Origin of the sequence: Brachybacterium halotolerans, assembly GCF_016623465.1 — a bacterium.
Lineage (GTDB): Bacteria > Actinomycetota > Actinomycetes > Actinomycetales > Dermabacteraceae > Brachybacterium > Brachybacterium halotolerans.
This window is the reverse complement of sequence record NZ_JAEDAJ010000003.1, coordinates 428,273-449,911: the sequence shown is the minus strand read 5'-3', so window position 1 is coordinate 449,911 and position 21,639 is coordinate 428,273. Positions and strand designations below refer to the sequence as shown.

The 21,639-nt window shown below is 71.5% G+C and carries 20 protein-coding genes; 11 read left to right on the top strand and 9 right to left on the bottom strand.

The features are described from left to right. Nucleotides 1-417: 417 nt before the first annotated feature. Together I8D64_RS08565 and I8D64_RS08560 are read right to left on the bottom strand one after the other, a co-directional pair. Entirely contained in the window at nt 418-1,167 is a 750-nt protein-coding gene (locus I8D64_RS08565) for a DJ-1/PfpI family protein (RefSeq protein ID WP_200502057.1), read from the bottom strand. Between the two features lie 137 nt (nt 1,168-1,304). Further along, the gene (locus I8D64_RS08560) at nt 1,305-2,525 is read right to left on the bottom strand and encodes an MFS transporter (RefSeq protein ID WP_200502056.1); all 1,221 of its coding nucleotides are present in this window, start codon (nt 2,523-2,525) and stop codon (nt 1,305-1,307) included. 151 nt (nt 2,526-2,676) lie between these two features. On the opposite strand from I8D64_RS08560, the gene I8D64_RS08555 reads away from it, so the two are divergent. Continuing rightward, a complete protein-coding gene (locus I8D64_RS08555; RefSeq protein ID WP_200502055.1) occupies nt 2,677-3,657 on the top strand; it encodes a GlxA family transcriptional regulator in 981 nt (326 codons plus the stop codon). Here the strand turns inward: I8D64_RS08555 and I8D64_RS08550 are convergent. Then, complete coding sequence (locus tag I8D64_RS08550) at nt 3,647-4,636, bottom strand: LysR family transcriptional regulator (RefSeq protein WP_246482852.1); 990 nt, start codon at nt 4,634-4,636, stop codon at nt 3,647-3,649. The two genes, I8D64_RS08555 and I8D64_RS08550, sit on opposite strands and share 11 nt — an antisense overlap. Nucleotides 4,637-4,826: 190 nt before the next feature. Here I8D64_RS08550 and I8D64_RS08545 point away from each other — a divergent pair, with 190 nt between their 5' ends. The 4 genes from I8D64_RS08545 to I8D64_RS08530 all read left to right on the top strand — a co-directional run bounded on the left by I8D64_RS08545 (nt 4,827) and on the right by I8D64_RS08530 (nt 8,065). Beyond that, the gene (locus I8D64_RS08545) at nt 4,827-5,663 is read left to right on the top strand and encodes an aldo/keto reductase (protein WP_200502054.1); all 837 of its coding nucleotides are present in this window, start codon (nt 4,827-4,829) and stop codon (nt 5,661-5,663) included. 184 nt (nt 5,664-5,847) lie between these two features. Continuing rightward, on the top strand, nt 5,848-6,021 hold the full coding sequence (locus tag I8D64_RS08540) for a tudor domain-containing protein (protein WP_200502053.1): 174 nt from the start codon (nt 5,848-5,850) through the stop codon (nt 6,019-6,021). A 101-nt stretch (nt 6,022-6,122) separates the two neighbouring features. Next, nucleotides 6,123-7,055, top strand: a complete 933-nt coding sequence (locus I8D64_RS08535) for an aldo/keto reductase (RefSeq protein ID WP_200502052.1) — start codon at nt 6,123-6,125, stop codon at nt 7,053-7,055. Between the two features lie 254 nt (nt 7,056-7,309). Further along, nucleotides 7,310-8,065 carry an HAD hydrolase family protein gene (locus I8D64_RS08530; protein ID WP_200502051.1) on the top strand — a complete coding sequence of 252 codons (756 nt, stop codon included), beginning with the start codon at nt 7,310-7,312 and terminating at the stop codon, nt 8,063-8,065. 24 nt (nt 8,066-8,089) lie between these two features. Here I8D64_RS08530 and I8D64_RS08525 read toward each other — a convergent pair whose 3' ends face one another. The 3 genes from I8D64_RS08525 to I8D64_RS08515 form a co-directional block, all read right to left on the bottom strand. Continuing rightward, nucleotides 8,090-8,890, bottom strand: coding sequence for an ABC transporter ATP-binding protein (locus tag I8D64_RS08525; RefSeq protein ID WP_200502050.1), 801 nt, complete (start codon nt 8,888-8,890; stop codon nt 8,090-8,092). A 298-nt stretch (nt 8,891-9,188) separates the two neighbouring features. After that, entirely contained in the window at nt 9,189-10,295 is a 1,107-nt protein-coding gene (locus I8D64_RS08520) for a type I restriction endonuclease (protein WP_200502049.1), read from the bottom strand. 233 nt (nt 10,296-10,528) lie between these two features. Beyond that, a complete protein-coding gene (locus I8D64_RS08515) occupies nt 10,529-11,557 on the bottom strand; it encodes a LacI family DNA-binding transcriptional regulator (RefSeq protein ID WP_200502048.1) in 1,029 nt (342 codons plus the stop codon). Nucleotides 11,558-12,241: 684 nt separating this feature from the next. Between I8D64_RS08515 and I8D64_RS08510 the strand changes: the two genes are divergently transcribed. From I8D64_RS08510 to I8D64_RS08490, 5 genes are all read left to right on the top strand, one after another. Further along, on the top strand, nt 12,242-13,282 hold the full coding sequence (locus tag I8D64_RS08510; protein WP_200502047.1) for a carbohydrate ABC transporter permease: 1,041 nt from the start codon (nt 12,242-12,244) through the stop codon (nt 13,280-13,282). Then, nucleotides 13,279-14,187, top strand: coding sequence for a carbohydrate ABC transporter permease (locus tag I8D64_RS08505; RefSeq protein ID WP_200502046.1), 909 nt, complete (start codon nt 13,279-13,281; stop codon nt 14,185-14,187). Before I8D64_RS08510 ends, I8D64_RS08505 begins: the two co-directional genes overlap by 4 nt. A 64-nt stretch (nt 14,188-14,251) precedes the next feature. Continuing rightward, a complete protein-coding gene (locus I8D64_RS08500) occupies nt 14,252-15,646 on the top strand; it encodes an ABC transporter substrate-binding protein (protein ID WP_200502045.1) in 1,395 nt (464 codons plus the stop codon). Beyond that, complete coding sequence (locus I8D64_RS08495; protein ID WP_200502044.1) at nt 15,646-16,527, top strand: glycerophosphodiester phosphodiesterase; 882 nt, start codon at nt 15,646-15,648, stop codon at nt 16,525-16,527. The genes I8D64_RS08500 and I8D64_RS08495 overlap by 1 nt, the downstream gene beginning before the upstream one ends. Before the next feature lie 304 nt (nt 16,528-16,831). Further along, complete coding sequence (locus tag I8D64_RS08490) at nt 16,832-17,281, top strand: VOC family protein (protein WP_200502043.1); 450 nt, start codon at nt 16,832-16,834, stop codon at nt 17,279-17,281. A 33-nt stretch (nt 17,282-17,314) separates the two neighbouring features. Here the strand turns inward: I8D64_RS08490 and I8D64_RS08485 are convergent, their stop codons facing one another. Continuing rightward, nucleotides 17,315-18,505, bottom strand: coding sequence for an AI-2E family transporter (locus tag I8D64_RS08485; RefSeq protein ID WP_200502042.1), 1,191 nt, complete (start codon nt 18,503-18,505; stop codon nt 17,315-17,317). Nucleotides 18,506-18,657: 152 nt separating this feature from the next. Between I8D64_RS08485 and I8D64_RS08480 the strand changes: the two genes are divergently transcribed. Beyond that, on the top strand, nt 18,658-20,283 hold the full coding sequence (locus I8D64_RS08480; RefSeq protein WP_200502041.1) for a M81 family metallopeptidase: 1,626 nt from the start codon (nt 18,658-18,660) through the stop codon (nt 20,281-20,283). 49 nt (nt 20,284-20,332) lie between these two features. On the opposite strand, the gene I8D64_RS08475 is transcribed toward I8D64_RS08480, so the two are convergent. Further along, nucleotides 20,333-20,944, bottom strand: coding sequence for a DinB family protein (locus tag I8D64_RS08475; RefSeq protein ID WP_200502040.1), 612 nt, complete (start codon nt 20,942-20,944; stop codon nt 20,333-20,335). Between the two features lie 17 nt (nt 20,945-20,961). Then, nucleotides 20,962-21,537, bottom strand: coding sequence for a mycothiol transferase (locus I8D64_RS08470; RefSeq protein WP_200502039.1), 576 nt, complete (start codon nt 21,535-21,537; stop codon nt 20,962-20,964). Nucleotides 21,538-21,639: the final 102 nt, after the last annotated feature.

Genomic DNA, 21,639 nt, shown 5'->3' with positions numbered 1-21,639 from the left:
TGGGCCTGCTTGCCCACGAGGTGGAGCGCAGTGAGCTCCACGAGCACGCGCTGCAGGTTCTTGGCCAGGGCATCGGAGGCCAGGAAGCCCCCCTCCGCGTTCTCGGGCCGCGTGCGCTCGGCTCCGGACGGGGTCGGGACGTCAACGGTCTCGTTCATCGCACATCTCCTTCTTCCCATGTCGACTGCGGATGCCGTCCTCCTCGGAAGGACACTTAGACAGCCTATCAATAGCTGAAGCCAGCGAGACGCGACAGCACGAGGCGACCGACCACTGCCGAGCACATCACCGGCCGAGCGCAGCACACGCGCCAGCGGCGCATCCGTGCCCGTCGCGCGCTTCGAAGGAGCGCGGGGCCGACGAGTCGGCTGCACGGGATCGGCCGTTGCCACGCGTTCGCCCTAGTCCCGGAGCGGCTCATCGCCCCCGGGCCGTCCCGTCGGACGGTCCGGGTGCGCCCGCCACTTCGGTTCCGGAGGTGAGCCTCTCTGCTGCGCGCAGCACGAGGGGCTCGCGGCTGTGCCGGGCGCTGCGCATGACCGCCTCGACGTGCGCGGGGTCGGCTTCCGGCGCGCCGGGCGATCCGGCGTCGAACGGCGGCTGCGGGTCGTACTCCATGGCGAGCTGGACGCCCTGGGCGACGTCGGCCCCATAGATCTCCGCGGCGAGGGCCAGCGCGAAATCTATCCCGCTGGTCACCCCTCCCCCTGTGAACAGCTCGCCGTCCCGCACCACGCGCTCTCGCACGGGGATCGCGCCCAGGTGGCGCAGCAGCGGGTGCACCGCCCAATGCGTCGTGGCGCGTCGGCCCTGGAGGAGGCCTATCACCCCGAGCACGAACGCGCCGGTGCACACGCTCGTCACGAAGCGGGCGCCCGCAGCCTGGCGCCACACGAAGTCGAGCGCGACGGGGTCCTCGAGGGTGTCGAAGGCGCCCTGCCCGCCGGGGATCATGAGGACGTCGGCCTGCTCCGCCTCCTCGAAGGCGACGGTGGGGAGCAGGGAGAAGCCGGCGTCGGTGGGGACGGGCTCGCGCCGGTGCCACGCCAGATCCACGACGGCGCCCGGCAGGCCCGCGAATACCTGCGTGGGACCGGTGAGATCCAGCTGTGTGACCTGCGGGAACAGCAAAGTCGTGAAGCGGAGTGCGGGCGGTGTCGTTGCCATGGTGCGGTGCTTCCTCTCCCGGGGCGCCCGCCTCCTCGGCGGAGACGGCGCGGACCGGACGCGATGGGGCAGATGCGGTGGTGCGAATCGGGCGGCGCGGATGCGGTGGGCGGTGCTGATGGCCGGCGCCGACGGACTCACCGGGGCGCGGGAACGGGCTGCTCCGCGGGCGGCCTGCGGTGCGGGGCGCAGCGCCCCGGGACGAGCCAGGCGCACAGGGCCAGGGCGGCGACGGCGACGGTCGCCACGGCGTAGACCACGCCGGCGGCGCCGAGCCCGATGAGGTCGCTGAGCAGGCCCGCGCAGAGGGCCGAGGCACCGTAGGCGAGGTAGCCGACGATGTAGAACGCCGCGAAGAACCCGCCGCGCTCGTGGGGCCGCACATCGGGGAGCAGGAGGCGAAGGGTCGCGGAGAAGACCGCCCCGTAGCCCACGCCGGTGACGAGCGCCCCCGCGATCACCAGGGCCGCGCTGCCCGACGCGAAGGAGGCGCACTCGGCCAGGACGCCGAGCATCACCGCGCCGTACCCGCCCGGCACGAGCGCGCGCGGCCCGATGCGCGGGGCGAGCACGAGCGTGCAGAGCGTGGCGACGAGCGGCTGCGTCGCGACGATCAGCGCCGAGGGCAGGCCGACCCCCAGATGCAGCACGCTGCTGGCGAGGGATCCTCCGAGGCCCAGGATCAGCCCCGCGGACATCCAGATGGCGACGAGCCCGGGCGCGAGCCGGAGGAAGCGAGCGCGCACCGCCCCGGGGATGCGGATCCGCGGGACCAGCGATGCCGCGGCGCCGGGGCGGGGTGTGACGGTCTCCGGCGAGAACAGCAGGAGCACGACGGAGGAGAGGACGACGGCGAGCGCGATGCCGAACAGGGCCGCGTTCGGGGCGGGCGCCGCGTCGATCGCGATCCCCGCCACCACCACGCCGATCCCGAGCCCGCCGGCGGTGGTCAGGCTGACCGCCGTCTGCGCGAGCCGCCGGTGCCGGTCGGGCGCGAGCTCCACGATCGACGCGCTCAGCGCGGCGGTCGCGACGCCGATCGCCGCGCCCTGCACGGCCCGCGCGAGGACGAGGCCCCCGATGGTGTCCGCACGCAGGAAGAGGATCAGCGCCACCGCCGTGAGCAGCAGGGAGCCCACCGCCACCGGGCGGCGCCCGAGGTGGTCCGAGAGCGATCCGCAGGTCAGCAGCGCGACGAGGAGAGTCAGCGCATAGACGGCGAAGGCGCCCGTGAGCGCGCCGTCCGAGTACCCCCAGGCCTCCTGGTCGTAGCTCAGCAGGACGCTCGGCGCCCCCGCGGCGGCCATCGCCGCCAGGAAGGCGAGCACGGACACGCAGCAGGCGGCCCATCGGGGCATCGACGGCACGGTGATCAGGGTCCTCTCGGTGTGCTTCTCGGGTTCTCGTCGGCGCCTGCGCTCTTCGTCGGCGGCCGACGGACCCCATCCTGCGAAGGCCGACACCCGCTTCGACAGTGGCAGAGATGCCGCCCTGTGCAAGGATTGCGCCATGAGCGTTCACGAACCGTCGGACCTCCGGACCCGGCACGAGGTCGCCGTGCTCGTGATGCCCGGAGCGCTGCCCCTCGACGTCGGGATCCCGCTGCAGGTCTTCATCGACCGCCCGGGCGTCCCGTACGCGCTGAGCATCTGCGCCGAGCACCCCGGCGCGGTGGCGGCGGCCTCCGGACTCTCGTACCAGGTGGAGCGGGGGTTGGAAGCCCTCGGGAGCGCCGACACGATCGTCGTCCCGGGCTATTCGCCCCCGGATCGTCAGGTCTCCGCGCCCGTGCGCGAAGCGCTGGTGGCGGCCCATGAGCGCGGAGCACGCCTGGTGTCGATCTGCTACGGCGCGTTCGCACTGGCCGACGCCGGCCTGCTGAGCGGGCGGCGCGCGACGACCCACTGGGACGCGGCGGCGCAGCTCGCGAGGACCCACCCGGACGTGGACGTGGACCCGAACGTGCTGTTCGTCGACGAGGGCAGCGTGCTCACCTCGGCCGGGGTCGCGGCCGGCCTCGATCTGTGCCTCTACATCGTGCGCAAGGACCTGGGGCCCCGGACGGCCAACGAGATCGCGCGGCGACTGGTGGCCTCACCCCGCCGCGCCGGCGGCCAGGCGCAGTACCAGCCCACCGGCTGGATGCCCGTCGCGGGCGGAGAGGAGCTCGAGGAGGTGAGGACGTGGGCGCTCGCGCATCTCGACGACGACCTCACCACCCAGCAGATGGCCGACCGCGCCCGGATGTCCCGTCGGACCTTCGAGCGCCGCTTCGTTGAGGAGACCGGACGCCCTCCGCACCGCTGGATCCTGGGCGCCCGGGTGGACCTGGCGCGCCGCCTGCTCGAGGACAGCGACCTGCCGATCGATCAGATCGCCTCGCGCGCGGGCCTCGGCACGGGGGCGAACCTGCGGCTGCACTTCCGTCGCGCGCTGGGCACCTCGCCCGCCGAGTACCGCAAGACCTTCTCCGCGACTCTCACGCAGTGACCGGAACGCCCTGCTCGAGGGCGGGGGCGATGTCGCGCGGCGCGTCCTCGCGAGGCGCGTCCATGCAGGTCTCGTCCGTGCGGGGCTCGTCCTCGCAGGTCGGCGTCTCCCCGAGCAGCTCGAGCAGGAGCGCCGACGCGGCGTCGGCCGCCGGGGCGAGCGGGCAGATGGCGCTCACGGACCAGCTGGGCTGGGCGGCGCCCGGGAGCTCGCGGGTCACCAGCGTGGCCGCCTGCGGCTTCCGCGCGACGTGCGCGGGGACGATCGCGACGCCGAGCCCGCGGGTCACGAGGTCCAGCAGGGTGTGCACGTCGTTGACGCTGCAGCGCACGCGGCGGTGCACGCCGTGGGTCGCCAGCAGGTCGTCGTTCATGGTGCGCACGCCCCAGGTCTCGGAGAAGTCGACGAAGTCGGCGCCGTCGAGCATCTCCCAGCGCAGGGTCGCGCGTCGGGCGAGGCGGTGATCGGGCGGGACGACGAGCACGAGCGGCTCCCCGCCCAGGAACGTGTGGCGCAGCGCGCCGAGGTGCCGATCGGTCGCGACGAAGGCGACGTCGAGCTCGCCCTCGCGCACCGCCCCCACCAGCTCGTGGGAACCGGCCTGAGCGAACTCGGTGGCGACCCCCGGGTGGCGCTGGTGGAAGGTCGAGAGCAGGGCGGAGACGTCCACGAGCCCCAGGCACTGCTCGGCGCCCACGCGCAGGGAGCCGCTGATCGCGGGGCCGACGCGCATCACGGCCTCGCGAGCGCGCGCGGCCTCCTCGAGGAGTGCGCGGGCGTGCGGGAGCAGCGCGAACCCGGCGGCGGTGGGCTCGACCCTCCGGGTGGTGCGGTCGAACAGGGCGGTGCCGAGCTCCTGCTCGAGTCCGCGGATCGCGCTGCTGAGCCCCGACTGCGAGATCCCCGCGAGCTCGGCCGCGCGGGTGAAGTGCCGCTCGTCGGCGAGCGCCACCACGTACTCCATCTGCCTCAGGTCCATCTCCGCCTCGCATCCCTCGTGTCCATCGCCGATGTGCCGGGTTCGGCCCGGCCCATCCGCCGGCCCGGCCCCTCCGGCGGCCCGGCCCCTCCGCCGGCCCGGCCCATCCTCTCATCTACCAGCCCGCGCCATGAATGGCATCGCTGCCAGCTGTTGGACTTATATATCGAGGCTTCCTAGGCTCGAGCCCATGACTGTTCCCACGATCGAACTCAACTCCGGACACACGATTCCCCAGCTCGGCTTCGGCGTCTTCAAGGTCCCGGCCGACGAGGCCGAGAAGGCCGTGACCAGCGCACTCGAGGTCGGCTACCGCCACATCGACACCGCCGCCATCTACGGCAACGAGGAAGGCGTGGGCGCCGCGATCGCCACGAGCGGCATCCCGCGCGACGAGCTGTTCGTGACCACCAAGCTGTGGAACGACCGCCAGGCCGGCGAGGAGCCGCACGCGGCGATCCGCGAGAGCCTCGAGAAGCTCGGGCTCGAGTACGTGGACCTCTACCTCACGCATTGGCCCACCCCCGAGAAGGACACCTACGTCAACGCCTGGCAGAAGCTGCTGGAGATCCGCGACCAAGGCCTCTCCCGCTCCGTCGGCGTCTCGAACCACCTGCCCGAGCACCTCGACCGCCTCGTGCAGGAGACCGGCGTCGTGCCGGCCGTCGACCAGATCGAGCTGCACCCCGCGCTCCAGCAGCGCGACGTGCTCGAGTGGGCCGGCAAGAACGGGATGCACATCGAGTCCTGGGGCCCGCTGGGCCAGGGCAAGTACCCGCTGTTCGAGGAGTCCTCCGTGGCCGATGCGGCCTCCGCGCACGGCGTCACCCCCGCGCAGGTCGTCATCCGCTGGCACCTGCAGCGCGGTTTCATCGTGTTCCCGAAGTCCACGCATCGCGAGCGCATGGAGCAGAACTTCGACGTCTTCGGCTTCGAGCTGTCGGCCGACGAGGTCGCCGCGATCGACGCCCTCGACGCGGGCGACGGCTCGGGCCGCGTGGGCACCCACCCGCTCGAGTTCAACTGACGCCTGCGTCGCGAGGCACGTTCCCGGCCACGCCGACGGGGCCCGCACTCGCGGATCCCCTCGGCCGGCCGGGCCCGCTCCTCCGCCCCCGCCTGCCGAGGAGCCCGGAGACCGGCCGGGGCGCGCCGACTCCATCGTGATCTGCGGGCTGTACCCTGACCGCCCCGACGAAGGCGAGGGCACCATGAGCGAGTTCAGCATCGGCCAGACCGTGCAGCTCACCGGGACGACGATGACCGGCAACGTCGGCACGATCGTCCACATCGACCAGAAGAAGGACCGCTACCTGGTCCGCATCGACGCCCAGACCCAGAACTGGTTCTCGGCCGCCGATCTCCAGTCCTGTCCCGAGTCCTGACGCGGGCGGCCGCGGCCACCCGCCATCAGGCTGTTCGATCCGCTTCACCATGCCGGTCGGCTCCGCCGCACCGGTCCCCCGAGAACCAAGGAGCCCCTGCGATGAAGCATTTCCCCCTTCCCGGCACCGAGGTCACGGCACCGAACGTGGTGCTGGGCCTCATGCGGATCAACGACAAGTCCGACGAGGAGATCCGCACCCTCGTGAACACCGCCCGCGACGCGGGCATCGACTTCTTCGACCACGCCGACATCTACGGCGGCGACCACCTGTGCGAGCGGCGCTTCGCCGAGGCGATGCACCTGAACGCGAACGAGCGCTCCGAGATCACCATCCAGACGAAGGCCGGGATCGTCACCGACGGCCCCTACTTCGACTACTCCTACGAGCACCTGATCGAGTCGGTCGAGGGGTCGCTGAAGGCGCTGCGCACCGACTACATCGACATCCTGCTGCTGCACCGTCCCGATGCGCTCGTGGAGCCCGACGAGGTGGCCCGCGCCTTCGACGACCTGCACGCTTCCGGCAAGGTGCGCGCCTTCGGCGTCTCGAACCACACGCCCCGCCAGATCGACCTGCTCAAGCGCTCGGTGACCCGCCCGCTCGTGGCCAACCAGCTGCAGCTGTCGATCACGCACTCGCCGATCATCGCGCAGGGCATCGCCGCGAACATGAGCGGCGAGGAGCAGTCCAACGTCCTGGACGGCGGCGGCATTCTCGACTACTGCCGCCTGAACGACATCACGGTGCAGGCCTGGTCACCCTTCCAGGGCGGCTTCTTCGACGGAGTCTTCCTGGGCAACGACAACTACCCGGAGCTCAACGCCGTGGTGGACCGCCTCGCCGCGAAGTACGGCGTCGCCCCCGAGGCGATCGCGACCGGCTGGATCACCCGGCACCCGGCGAACATGCAGGTCGTGCTCGGCACCACCACGCCTCAGCGCGTCAGCGACTCGGCCGCGGGCTCGGAGCTGCCGCTCACCCGCGCCGAGTGGTACGAGCTGTTCCGCGCGGCGGGCCACCGGGTGCCGTGATCGCGGCTGGCGACGAACCAGGCGGGGCCGCCAGGGCCGACGGGGCGGACTGGGCCGACAGGGACGGCAAGGCGGACTGGGCCGACTGGGACGGCAGGGCGGACGCGCACCGGCCCCGCCAGGAGCACGTCGCCGGCGAGCATCGACTGCGCCGGAGGGGGGCGGTCGCCGAGCGGCGTATGCGGGACGTCTCTGCCATATCTGGCAGAGATGTCCCGCATAGGCCGGCCCATGACATCGCCGACGGGGACGGCATGGGCGACGGGGGCGGTGCCGTCGATGAGCCCGTGGTGCTCGACGTCGACGGCACCCTCTGCTTCGACGGCCGCACCCTCGCTGCCGGCATCGTCGAGGCCCTGCTCCGCGTCCGCGAGCGGCGCCCTCTGGTCTTCGCCTCCGCGCGTCCGGTGCGCGACCTGCTGCCCGTGCTCCCGGAGGAGCTCGCCGGCAGCGCCCTGATCGGCGGGAACGGTGCCTTCGTGCGGCGTGCACAGCACGCGGACGTCGAGGTGATCGGATTCTCCGTCCCCGCCAGGGCCCTGCTCGACGGGATCATCGATGCGCGCTCCCTGCCCGCGCTCGTGGACGGGCCCTGGGACTACTCGTTCACGGGCGACGAGCAGCACCGCATCTTCCGCCAGCTCGACGCCGGACGGCTCGCCCGCAATGTGCCGCGCAGCGCGCTCCCCGACTACGCGAAGGCGGTGCTGTTCACCGAGGATCCCCAGGTCATCCAGCAGCTGAGAGGCACCGGCCTGACCGTGTCCGTCCATCCCGACGAGCACCTGATCGACGTGGCGCCGAGCGGCGTCACCAAGCACTCCGCGCTGCGCCGTCTCGGCATCCTCGACGGCTCGTACACCGCCGTCGGCAACGACGTGAACGACGTCGAGCTGCTCCGCCACGCGCGACGCGGCATCCGGGTCGGAGAACACCCCGCGCTCGACTTCGCCCATCGCACCATCGATCGGGAGAGCGTCGCCGAAGCTCTCACCTCACTGGTCGCATGAGACGAAGGACCACCGCCGGTTCCCTCACCGCCGGATGGAGCGCGCGCTCCAGCGGCCGTCCTCGTGACGCACGGCGATCGGATGGTCGAAGGCCGCGGAGACCGCCTCGGTGGTGAGCACGTCCCTGATCGGGCCGTGCGCGCTGGGGACGCCGTCCCGCAGCAGCAGCGCGTGGGTGACGGTCGTCGGGATCTCCTCGAGATGATGCGTGACCAGCAGCGATGTGAGACCCGGATGGGTGCCGGGGAGCACCTCGAAGGTCTCCATGAGCTGTTCGCGGGCGGCGACGTCCAAGCCCGTCGTGGGCTCGTCCAGGAGCAGCAGCTCGGGATCGGTGACGAGCGCCCTGGCGATGAGCGCGCGGCCGCGCTCGCCCTGGGAGAGCGTGGGCCAGGTCGACTCGCGCTTGGCGCCCAGGCCCAGCGTGTCCATGAGCTCGCGGGCCCGATCGACCTGCGACGGCTCCGGGGCCCAGCGCATCATCTTCTCGGCGGTGCCGGTGAAGCCGGTGAGCACGACCTCCTCGATGGTGAGCGGCGAGCGCACCAGGTGTCGCGGGTCGACGTGCCCGATGCGCTCGCGCAGGGCCCGCAGCTCGACGCGGCCCACCTGGTCCCCGAGGATGCCGACGGCGCCGCTCGTGGGGTGCGCGTTCCCTCCCGCAAGACCGAGGATCGTGCTCTTGCCGGCGCCGTTCGCGCCCAGCATCACCCAGTGCTCCCCCCGGCCGATCGCGAAGGTCACGCCGGGCAGTATGAGCTTCCCGGAGCGCTGGAAGGTGACGTCCTCGAAGGAGAGGACGGGGGCATCGGGCGCGGTGGTCATGGTCCTCCTGGGACGTGGTCGCTCGGCGGGCGGGCCGACGATCGGACGCTGCCCCCCCCGAAGCATGCTGCGGCTCCGGCCGCCGATCGGGCATTGCCGTCCGATCCTGCCAAGCATCGCCCGTGAACGGCGGCCCGCGTCAATCTCTGGGCACCAGGACGTGGAGGCGGAGCCCTTCGATGCGAGCGAGAACGCGCTCTCCGACCAGTCGTCGATACGGTCGGTGAGGGGAGGAGCGAGATCCTCTCTCTCCGCCCCTCAGCGACTGCTCGATTCGCTCGCGCGAGAGCGAACGGCGTCATGCCGTGAAGCGCCGCACCGTCTCCCGGATCGTCTCCGCGTGGGCGTAGATGTCGTCGACGTCCTCGATGCGGTGGCGGGTCTCGACCTTGTTCTCGTCGAACAGCCCGATGTGCTTCGTGTTCTTCCCGTTGAACCAGAGCCTGGCGATGGTGCGGCGGTTGTTGTCGTCGAGGAGGACGGCGAAGTAGGACTTCGAGTCGCGCTGCGTGACCCGCTGCGGCTTGACCTCGCTGCAGGCGATCGCCTTCACCACCTGGTATCCCGCGAGCTCCTCCTCGGTGGTCACCACGTCGCCCTTGACGGGTGCCTCGGTCTCGGGAGCTTCCCCGCTCGTGCCCGGAGCCTCGGCACCCGCAGCATCCGCGACATCCGGCACCGCAGGCTCCGTGTCCCCGAGCGCGGTCTTGAGTCGGGCGTTCACCTGCTCCTTGAGGAACTGCCGCGTCGCCTTCTCGGTGAGCTCGGTGAACTGACGGATGTTGTCCACGGTTCCCCGACGGTCCGAGACGCGACCCATCAGGAGCTTGACCCACTCGGGTGAGGGGTCCCGGAACTCCTCGGCCACCTGGCGCTTCAGCGCGCCGACGTACTTCAGCTCCTCCGCGGAGCTGATCACCGAGTCGAGGTTGAAGGTCTCCTTCGTGAGCTTCTTCAGCTCGGGAAGGGTCGTCTCGTCGATGTCGAGCATGTCCAGGACCAGGAAAGGACGCTCGTCCATGATGTTCGGGGCGTCCAGGTCCGTGTAGAAGTTGAAGACCTGGCCATTGGTGAGCACGCCGATGCGCGCGTTCGTCACCGAGAAGTACCGGAAGAGCTGCGAGGCGTGCTTGATGTCGAGCCCGTCCCCGATCCGCTTGCACTCGATGAGGATCTGGACCTCACCCTCCTTCATGATCGCGTAGTCGACCTTCTCCCCCTTCTTCGTCCCGTGGTCCGCGGTGAACTCAGGGACCACCTCCAGGGGGTTGAAGACGTCGTAGCCCAGCACACGGGATATGAACGGCATGATGAACGCGTTCTTCGTCGCCTCCTCGGTCTGTATGGACGACGACTGGGTGCGGATCTTCGCCGCCAGATCAGCGATCGCTTCCTCGAAGCTCATGACGTACTCCTCCACGGGCTGCAGCAGGTGACACCTGCATGCGCGGCACTGCGCATGCACACATCTTGATGCGTCATCGCGCCCGAGGAGAACGAATCCGAGAAACCGGTTCATAGGTGACATCGGGACGGCACGTCGGCGCTCCGCCCCACCACGACCACTCCCCCTGCGAGAGCCAGCACCGCGAGCAGGACGACCGCGATCGGCCGGCCCCGCCGTCCCCGGCACGCGCGTCACCCCACGGGACCGAGCGAGCTCCCCTCCATGAGCCGTCCGACGCGCAGCACGTGCCGCGCCGGCCCTCCGGCCCCGTCGACTCCGTCGACTCCGTCCCGGACGCACCGCTCTTCCGCGTCCGTGAGCTCGACCATCCTCTCCAGGGCCTCGCGCGCCACGGCTTCGATCGGCAGGCGGACGGTCGTGAGGCCCAGCAGGTCGAGTCCGTCGCTGATGCCGTCGAAGCCGACCAGGTGGACGTCCTCCCCGATCCGCACACCCCGCGTGCGGGCCGCGCGCCAGAGCTCGAGAGCCGCGTAGTCGACGGGAGCGACGATGCAGGTCAGGCTCTCGCCGGCCGCAGCATCGAGAGCGGCGGCGACACCGGTCCGCACGGGCAGCAGGTCGATCTCGCGCACCACCGCCCCCCGCTCGTGCAGCCGCTCCCGCACGCTGCGCATGCGCAGCTCGAACACGCGCGAGTAGAGCACGGGCGCGACGAGCAGTCCCACCCGGCGGTGACCGAGGGCGAGGATCCGATCGGCCATCATCCGGCCGTGGGCGGCCTCGTCGTAGCTGATGGACTCCAAGCGAGGATCGTCGTTGGGACGGCCCACGACCATCACCGGGACCGAGGCGTTCGCCGCGACGATATCCTCGGGAGGAGTCACTCCCGTGGCGACGAAAGCCCCGGCCACGCGCATGCCCACGAGCCGCCGCAGCCCCGCGACCTCTTCGGGGCCGTACTCGTGGGGGAAGGCGGAGACGCTGATGAGGTGGCGCCCGCGCTCCTGCGCGGCGGCCTGCAGGGAGCCGATGAGCAGTCCATAGGCGGGGTTCGTGGCGTCGCGGACGACGAGACCCAGCACGGTGCGCTGAGTGAGCCCGCCCGCGAGCCCGCCCGCGACGAGGTTCGGCACGTAGCCGAGCTCGCGCGCGGCCTCGTGGACGCGGATCTTCGCGTCATCGGAGACGCTCGATCCGGGTTGGAACACCCGCGAGACCGTCGAGCGCGAGACGCCGGCGCGCCGGGCCACGTCGTCCATGGTCGAGGTGGGGCGCGCGGGTGCTGCCGTCGGGCGCGGGGACGGCGAGGGCGCGGCCGACGGGCCCGAGGACGACGTGGGCGAGGACGACGCGTTCGGGGACGACGACGGCGGTGCCCATGAGGGCGATTCCGACGGCTGCGCCGGCTGTTCCGACGAACGCGCGGGTCCCCCGGGATCCTGCGACCGGTACGGCGAGGGCTGCATCTTCTGTCCTCCGGTGGAGAGGGGTCGACGGCACTCTGCACGGCCCCCATCACAGCTCCACGACGAGCACATGGCGCCCGGGTGACACCACGGAACCGGTCCGAGGTGCGCCCGGGTCGGGCGCGCGGCGTTCGCCTCAACGTCTCCGGAACTCTGCGTGAACCCGTGCCGACGTCGGCCCCCGAACCGGGCGCCCGCGATGCCCGCGTGCCCCTCACCTCGCCTTTGGGAGCGCTCTCACCTGGCGTTCCATGTCCAGGCCACCGCCTCGTCACGCCTCGTTCGCGAACATTGCCCGTCCTCCCCGCCCTTCCTACGGTGAGATCGCCTCGCCCCGGAGCCCGCCTCCGGAAGCCACCGGGAGCAGGTGCCCGGACCGGCCGCCGACGTATGGCGCGCACCGTCCTGGGCATCTCCGCAGCGATCCGCGAGGCGCGTCGAGACCCCTCTTCGTCCCCTGATCCCGAGGAGCCCCGCATGTCCTCCTCCGCCGCTGTCCCCGCCACGACGGCCGGTCGGTCCGCCGTCCTCTCACCGCCGGCTCCCACGGCCCCGGATGCCGGGGAGACGGGGGCCGACGCCGGACGGGCCGCCTCCCGGCCGCCGCTGCGCCGTCGGCCGATGAGCCCCGTGCGCCGCCGTCGGCTGATCCGCGAGAGCCTGCTGTTCTGCGTGCTGATCCTGCCGAACCTCGCGGCGATCCTCGTCTTCTCCTACTGGCCGGCGATCTACAACATCGTGCTGAGCTTCATGGACTGGGACCTGGTCGCGCCGATGCCCGAGTGGGTGGGCCTGGAGAACTACATCGACCTGTTCACCGACCCGGAGTTCTGGTCGGTCATGCTGAACACGCTCGTGTTCACCACGGTCACCGTGGTCGGATCGCTCGTGGGAGGCGTGCTGCTGGGCACGCTGCTGGCCACGAAGGTGCCGTTCACCGGGATGGTGCGCACGTTCGCCTTCGCTCCGCACATGCTCCCGGGCGCCGCCGTCGGCATGCTGTGGCTGTTCATGTTCGATCCGAGCTTCGGCCTCTCCCGCTTCCTGTTCAACCTGGTCGGGATGGACTCCCCGCAGTGGACGACCACCTCGGACTGGTCGCTGGCCGCAGTCACCGTCGCCTACCTCTGGCAGCGCCTCGGCTTCGTCACCGTCATCTACTACACGGCGATCCTCGACCTCCCCAAGGACATCCTCGAGGCGGCCTCGCTGGACGGCGCCCACGGCGTGAAGATGCTGCGCCACATGGTGCTCCCGCTGCTCAGCCCCATCACCTTCTTCCTGTCGGTGACCGGGGTGATCGCGGCGGCGCAGGCCTTCGACCTGATCTCCATCCTCACCAATGGCGGGCCCGGGATCTCCTCCTCCACCCTCAGCTGGATGATCTACGAGGAGGCCTTCCAGAAGTTCGACATCGGCAAGGCCTCCTCCGCCGCGACGGTGCTGCTGGTCCTGCTGCTGGTGCTCACGTTCATGCAGGTCCGCTTCGGCGAGAAGAAGGTGAACTACGCGTCATGACCACCACCGCGCGCACTCCCGGCCCGCTCTCCCGCCTGCTCCCGGGCCGCAGCCGACCGCAGGGCCGCACCGCCGGCGCCGTCCGTCGGCCGCTCTGGCAGACGATCGTGCTGACGATCCTCGTCATCGCCTCGCTGCTGGTGTTCCTGGTCCCGATCTACTGGCTGTTCAGCGGGGCCGTGAAGTCGAACTCGGACATCTACTCCTGGCCGCTGAAGTGGTTCCCCACCTCGCTGCACCTGGAGAACTTCCGGGCCGCCTGGACCGCCGCTCCCTTCGACCGGTTCCTCGTGAACTCGGTGATCACGACCTCGGTGGGCACGGCCCTGGAGATGTTCAACGCGATCCTCTGCGCCTACGCCTTCGCGTTCGTGCACTTCCGGATCAAGCGCTTCCTGTTCCTGTTCCTCATCGGCTCGATGATGCTGCCCGGCCACGTCACCCTGATCGTCAACTACATCACCGTGGGGAACCTGGGCTGGCTGAACACCTATCAGGGCCTGATCCTGCCGGGCATCGGCTCGGCGTTCGCGATGTTCCTGCTGTACCAGCAGATGCGCACCATCGACCCCGAGATCCTGCAGGCCGCCGAGGTCGACGGCGCCGGCCATCTGCGCCGCATGGTGCTCATCGTCGTCCCCATGAGCTGGCCGATGATCCTCACCGCGACCCTGATCGTGCTGGTGGGGAAGTGGAACGAGTACGTGTGGCCGCTGATCGTCACCTCGACCGCCTCGATGCGCACCCTGCCCATCGGCCTGCTCTTCCTGCGCAGCCAGGAGGGCTACACGAACTGGGGCGCGCTGCTCGCGGGCACCGTCATCGCGGCCGCCCCGATGCTCCTGCTGTTCTTCCTGGCCCAGCGCCGCATCATCGGCGGCATGGCCGCCGGGGCGCTCAAGTGACCTGTCCGTCCCCGATCGCACCCACCCGCACATGACCCACTCCCGCACTCCTGGAGGCTCTGCCATGTCCCGTTCGCTCCTCACTCCGTCCCGCCGCCTGGCGGCACCCAGCCGGCGCTCCCTGTTGGCGGGCCTCGGCCTGGGAGCCGTGGGCCTCGGCGCCGCGGCCTGTGGCGCCCCCGGCGGCTCCGACGACGCCTCCGATCCCGTGCGCGACGGCTTCTCGCAGGCCGACATGGAGGTCCCCGCGAAGTACAAGGGCCGCACCGCGATCCTGTTCTGGGCGCCCTTCACCGGGAACCTCTACGCCGAGGTCCAGAAGCTGTTCACGACGTTCAACGAGTCGCAGGACGACATCGTCGCGATCAGCGAGTCCCAGGGCTCCTACGCGGACCTGAACCAGAAGTTCACGGCGTCCCTGCAGGCCAAGGCCGTGCCGGACATCGTCTGCTTCCCCGAGATGCAGTGGCTGCAGTTCTACTTCTCGAGCGCCCTCGCGCCGCTGGACGACTACTTCGACGATTCGTGGAACCTCGACGTCTACCTGCCCAACTACGTGGGCGAGGGCAAGGCCGCCGGCAGCACCTATGTGGTGCCCTTCGCCCGCTCGAACCCGCTGTTCTACTACAACAAGACGCTCTACAAGAAGCTCGGCCTGCCCGAGGAGGGCCCGAAGACCTGGGACGAGCTCGCCGAGTTCGCTCCCGAGATCACGAAGGTCCAGGTCGACGGCAAGCCGATGGCATCGATGACCTTCAGCTCGGCCGACGAGTGGTTCGGCCAGGCCGACATCTGGGCCTTCGGCGGCCAGAACTCCAAGGACTTCGAGGTCACGATCAACCAGGACGCGGGCGTCGAGTGGCTCGAGTGGCAGCGCACGTTCATCCACGAGGACAAGTTCGCGTACATGGCGAAGGCCTCCGGCACGGACTTCACGACCGGGATCTCCGCCGGCACCCGCGGCTCGACGGCCTCCCTGCGCGGATTCACCGACGAGGCGGACTTCGAGGTGGGCGCCGCGTTCATGCTGGGCCAGGTCAACGCGCCCACCAAGGTTCCCACCGGCGGCAGCGGCCTCTCGATCGTGCGCTCGGACTCGAAGGATCGCCAGGACGCGTGCGCGGAGCTGTTCCGCTTCCTCGCCGAGCCGGAGAACTCCGCGCAGTGGCACAAGGGCAGTGGCTACGTGCCGATCGTGAAGGCCGCCCAGGACACGAAGATCGTCAAGGACCTCGTGAAGGAGGACCCGAACTTCAAGGTCGCCCTCGACCAGCTGGAGAACGCCCACACCGCCGATCGCACGAACTGGTTCCAGGGCGCCGTCACCGAGATCGCCGCCGCGATGGCCCAGGTCTACGGGGACAACAAGGAGGCGAAGCCCGTGCTCGACGCCCTCGCACCGAAGCTCCAGGAGACCCTGGACGACAATCGTGAGGACATCGAGAAGGTGCTCGGCTGATGCCGCCGCTGATCGTCGGGCACCGCGGCGCGAAGGACGTCCTGCCCGAGAACACCCTGGTCTCCTTCCGCCGTGCGATCGCCGACGGCGCCGACGTGCTCGAGTGCGACGTGCACCTGAGCGGCGACGGACGCCTCGTGGTCATGCACGACGCCCGCATCGACCGCACCGTCTCGGAGGACTCGCCGCGCCGCTCGGGTGCGATCGCGGAGCTCACCGCCGCGGATCTGGCCGACGTGCGCGTGGGCGGCGGCCGGGAGGGGACGGACCAGCCTGTCCCCTATCTCGAAGAGGTCCTCGACCTCGCGGCCGACGCGCAGGTCCCGCTCCTGCTCGAGGTGAAGGCCCCCACGGCGGCCGAGCCCGTCGCGCGCCTGCTGCTCGCCCGAGCCGGGGACGGGGCGGGCGCCGCCGTCCGGTCGTCGCCCGTGGAGGGGAGCGCGTCGTCCGACGAGGACGCACTGCTGACCGACGTCGAGAGTCCCGGCCTCGCCCCCGGGGTGCACGCGCTGGTCGAGCCGTCGGGCAGGGACCGGGTCGTGGTGATCTCGTTCCTGCGCGAGGTGCTCGAGACGCTGCGCGAGGTCGCTCCGCGACAGGCGATCGGCCTGATCACGAAGACGCCCACGGAGGACGACTGGCAGTACGCGACCAGGATCGGCGCGCGCACCTTCGGCCTCACGCTCACGAACCTGCGCGAGCACGACGTGGTCCGCGCGCAGGAAGCGGGCATGGCGCTGAACGCGTGGACGCTCAACGACCCGGACGCGGTCGTCTTCGCGGCCGAGATCGGCGTCGACACCCTCACCACGGACGATCCCGCCTGGGCGCGCGCCGTCCTGGACGCGACCGCCCTCGAGCAGTCGGCGCTCGCGCGCTGACGCCGGGCCCTCCGGTCACGCTCCCGCTCCCCGCCCGGCCTGCCGATACCTCCTGCCGCGCACGGCGTGCGCGGCAGGAACGACGGAAGCGGCATCCGCGGTAGGAACTGCGTGCGCGCCGGGAACGACGATGGCCAGGATCTATGACAGGAATCGCCCGATCTCGCCATAGATCCTGGCCATCGTGCAGTCCTGCGGGGCGAGCCCGCGGACGAACGGAGGCGAAGCGGGAGCGCCCGGGTGCCGAGCGCCCATACTGGACATCTGATCCGCCCGGAATCGCGTCCCACCACCGGAGGCCCCGATGCGCCGCATGCTCCCGTTCCTCACGCTCCAGCCCGCGCGCGGCCAGCACGCCGCCGAGGCGATCGCCCTGTACACGAGCCTGTTCGACGAGGGCCGCGTGGTCAGCCACCAGGCGTGGCCCGAGGGTGCGCCCGGCCTCGAGGCCCTGGATGATCCGGCGGAGGCCGTCCAGCTCGCCGAGATCGAGATCGTCGCGGGTCAGCGCCTGCGCCTGAGCGACACCCTCATCAGGCACGGCTGGGACATGACCCCGGGCGTCTCGCTGTGGATCGACTGCGCCGACGCCGCCGAGCAGGAGCGTGTGTTCGGCGCACTCGTCGAGGGCGGCATGGCCCTGATGCCCCTGGACGACTACGGCTTCGGCCCCTTCGGCTGGGTCCAGGACCGCTTCGGCGTCACCTGGCAGCTCGCAGTGGCGGCCGACGACCCGCAGGACCCCGCGCTCTGACGCCGCCCCGGAGCGAGATGCGGGGCCGACGGATCAGTCCGCGTCGGTCCTCTCGTCATGTCCGGCAACGCCCGGCTCCGCCCCGTCGGCCGTCTCCTCCGGCTCCGCCCCGCCGGTCGTCCCACCGTGCTCCGCCCCGTCGGCCCCGCTCGCCGCGATCCGATCCGCCGGGGACTCCTCCGCCGCCCGCGGCGAGTCGGCGAGGAATGCGTTCAGCCACCGCGCCTGCGGGTCGGAGTCGACGAACAGCTCCTTGACCAGCAGCGTCATCGGCACCGACAGCAGCGCTCCGGCGGCGCCGAGCACCCAGGACCAGAACAGCACCGACAGGAACGAGACGCTCGCGGAGAGTCCCACGGCGTGCCCGGTGACCCGCGGCTGCACGAGTCCCTGGAGGATCATGGCGACCGCGACGCAGAGCGCGACCACCGCGACCGCGGTCCACGGGCCCTGGGCGAGCAGCGCCATGAGCGTGGGCGGGATCATCGCGAAGATGAAGCCGATGTTCGGGATGTAGTTGCACAGGAACAGCAGCACGGCCCAGACCCCGGGCAGCGGCACGCCGAGAGTCCACAGGGCGAGCCCGTCGATCACCGCGACGACGGCGCCGAAAGCGGTGGTGACCAGCCAGTAGGTCCGCACCGAGTGCGCGAAGTCCAGCAGTGCGTGGTGGGCGCGGGGGTGGGTCCGGCGCACCACGTCGAGGCGCTCGGGCAGGCCCGCCGCGTCCAGACCGAAGAAGACGATGGTGGCGACGGCCGCCGCGAGCAGTCCGCCGAGCGCGCCCAGCGAGCTGAGCGCCTGGTTCAGCAGTCCGAAGAGGCTCGAGAAGTTGAAGTCGGAGAGCCACTGGTCGATCTGGTCCTGGCCGACTCCCCAGCCGGCGAGGCGGTCCAGGCTGCTCTGCAGCAGCGCGTTGAACTCCGTGCCGTACCGGGGCAGCTGCCCGACCAGCTGGGAGATCGACCAGCCGATCGCGAGGAAGAAGACGGCGAGCGCGAGGAGCACGGTGAGCATCGCGGCGACCGACCCCAGGATCCGGGGCGCGCCCAGGCGCTCGATCCCGCGGGCGAGGGGCTGGACCGCGATCAGCAGGTTCAGGGCGAGGAACACGGGCACGACCAGGCCCGCGACCTCCTGCATCCCCTCGAGCACGAGCCAGATCGCCGCGAGGCCGACGAGGATCATCAGACCCCGGGGCAGGAGGGCGAGGCGCTCGTTCATGGAAGGATCGTAGGACGCCGGCGTGCGCGGGGTCACCGCCGTCCCGCGGCCCGCCGCACGGGTCGATCCGTCCCGCACCTCTCGACGCCTCGCCCCGCAGTCCACGCCTCCCCGCCATCCGCGCCACTTCGCACGACGATCACGGAGCACCGATGCCCCACGAACCCTCCAGCACGCGTCCGCACGCCGCGGCGGGTACTGCCCTCCCGCGGATCGCGGTCTGCGGGATCCACATCGAGTCCTCGACCTTCACGCCGTACGTGTCGACCGCCGCCGACTTCGACGTGCGCCGGGGCGACGCCGTGCTCGATCGCCACCCGTTCCTCGCCGCGGGATCGCCGCTGCGCGAGGCGGCCGCGTGGCACGGCGTGCTGCACGCCGGCGCCCTTCCCGGCGGGCCGCTGGACCGCGAGGACTTCGAGGCCTGGCGCGCGGAGATCCTCGAGGGCCTCGCCGCGCTCGTCTCCGGATCCGACGGTGCCTCGCTGGACGCCCTCTGGTTCGACATCCACGGCGCCATGAGCGTGCGCGGCATGGACGACGCCGAAGGCGCGCTGATCACGGCGATCCGCGAGGTGATCGGCGAGGACGTGCTCGTGGGCACCTCGATGGACCTGCACGGGAACGTCTCGCCGGCCCTCTTCGCGGGCTGCGACCAGCTGACCTGCTACCGCACGGCTCCGCACGTCGACGTCGCCGAGACCCGCGAGCGCGCCGTGCGCAGCCTCCTGGACGCGCTCGCAGCCGCGCCCGACGGCCTCCCGGCCCCGAAGCCCCATCGAGCGCTCGTGCACGTGCCGATCCTGCTGCCCGGGGAGATGACCTCGACCCGCGTCGAGCCCGCGGCCTCGCTGTATGCGCGGATCCCGGAGCTCGCCGCCCGCGAGGGCGTCACCGACGTCTCGTACTGGATCGGCTTCGCCTGGGCCGACGAGCCCCGCTGCCAGGCGGCGGTCGTCGCCTTCGGGGCCGACGGCGAGGCGGTCGACGCCGCCGCCCTCGAGCTCGCGACCGCGATCTGGGAGACCCGGCACGAGTTCGTGTTCGTCGCTCCCACCGGCACGCTCGAGGAGTGCCTGGATACGGCGATCGCCTCCCCTGCGCGGCCGTTCTGGATCTCGGACTCCGGGGACAACCCCGGCGCGGGCGGGGCCGACGACACCACCGGGTGCCTCGCCGCGCTCGCCTCGCGGCCGGAGATCCGCGCGGGCGAGGTCACCGCGCTGCTGGTCTCGATCGTCGATCCCGAGACGGCGGGGCGCGCGGCCGAGCTGGGCGTCGGCCGGCGCGGGGACGTCGTCGTCGGCGGACGCATCGATGCCCGCGACCCCGGTCCCGTGCCGCTGCACATCGAGGTCGAGGCGCTCGACCACTCCCCCGCGACCGGCGTCGCGGCGGTGCTGCGGGTGCTCGCGCCGGCGGGAGGCGAGTCACCGTCGGAGCCGCGGTCGCCGGAGCTGCGGCCGACGAGCCAGCGGTCGACTGGGCTGCGGCCGACAGGGCTGCGGCTCGTCGTCACCTCGCGCCGTGCGCAGTTCTCGACCGAGGCGATGTTCGCGCGCCTGGGCCTGACGATGACCGTGGCCGACGTGGTGGTCGTGAAGATGGGGTACCTCGAGCCCGACCAGCACGCCGCGGCGGCCGACTGGATGATGGCGCTGACCCCGGGCGGGGTCGACCAGGACCTCGTGCGGCTGGGCCACCGCCGGATCACCCGGCCGATGCTCCCCTTCGACGCCGAGATCCCTGCGCCGTCGGCCGCGGACGTGCTGCGCTGATCCGAAGCCGCGCCCGGACCCGGGCCCGCACCCGCGCCCGCGCCTTAGCTCAGCCCCGGTGCGCGTACAGGTCGCGCAGCAGCGCGATCTCGGCGAGGTGGTGGATGAGCTCGCGGTTGATGTGGGCGACGATCGCTGCCCGCGGGTGGTCGGCGTACGGGCCCTCGGCGGGACCGCAGGGAGGGGAGAAGTCCTCCTCGCTCCAGGAGCGCAGCCCGGTGACCCAGCGTGCGTACTCGGCATCGAGCTGGGCCAGGGCGTCCTGCGCGCCGCCCGCGTAGTCCCAGCTGAAGTAGTCGACCTCGGGCCCGTCGAAGTGGCCGTGGCTGCGCATGGCGAGCACGCCCACGATCACGTGCCCGAGCCGCCAGGCGATCGTCGTGAAGGGAGGCGGGGTGGGCTCGGGGAACTCGAAGTCGATCACCATCTCGCCGCTGCCGCCCTGCGTGCCCGAGCGGACCTCGCTGCGCGGGTGCACGCTCCAGGCCGGCCCGGCGGTCTCGGGCGTGGGGTCGTAGAAGTACTCCTCGTCGGTGAGGCCGTCCAGGCGGGGCCGGGCGATGTCCTCCCAGTGCCCCTCGATCTGCGCGAGGAGGGCGCCGCGGGTGGTGGTCTGGTCGTAGTCCCCGTGCTCGGACAGGGTCACGTGCTGGCCGTTCATCGTGCTCTCCATTCTTCTCACCAGCCCTCGGGCGGCCAGGTGCCGCCCTCGGCGAGGGCGTTGAGCTCGTAGGTGCCCTTGCCGTCGATGCTCTCGCGGATGATGTCCGCGTGCCCGGCGTGCCGGGCGAGCTCCTCGATGAGGTGCAGGGCGCTCCAGCGGTTGTTCCAGTGCTCGGCGCCCGTGAACCACGGGGCGTCGGGAATCGGGACGTCGGTGTCGAGGTCGACCTTCCGCAGCAGGGAGTCGGCGGAGCGGGCCTGCTCCTCGAGGGCGTCGATGAGCCCCTGCGCGGTGTCGTCGGCGCGCAGCGCCGCGGCGTCGACCGTTCCCTCGGCCTGCGCCTGCTCGGTGCTGCGCTCGGCGCCGGTGCTGGGCTGCGGCGCCTCGCAGATGCCGCCGAGGATGTTCTCGGTGACGAAGATGGCGTGCCTGGCCAGGGCGCCGAGGCTCATGGCCGAGGCGCTCGGGGTCGCGGCGAGCTGCTCGGGCGTCAGGCCGTGCAGGGTCGTCCCGAGCTGGCGGATCTGCTGGGAGGCGAAGGTCGCGAGGGCGTCGCACTCGTCGGTCACGTCTGCGGTCAGGAAGGACATCTCGATCTCCTCGGGTCGTGCGGCGCGCCATGGCGCCGACGGGACGTCCGCCGGACGGCGGAGCGATCGACCGACGGCGGTTCCCGTCGACCGGCAGAACCG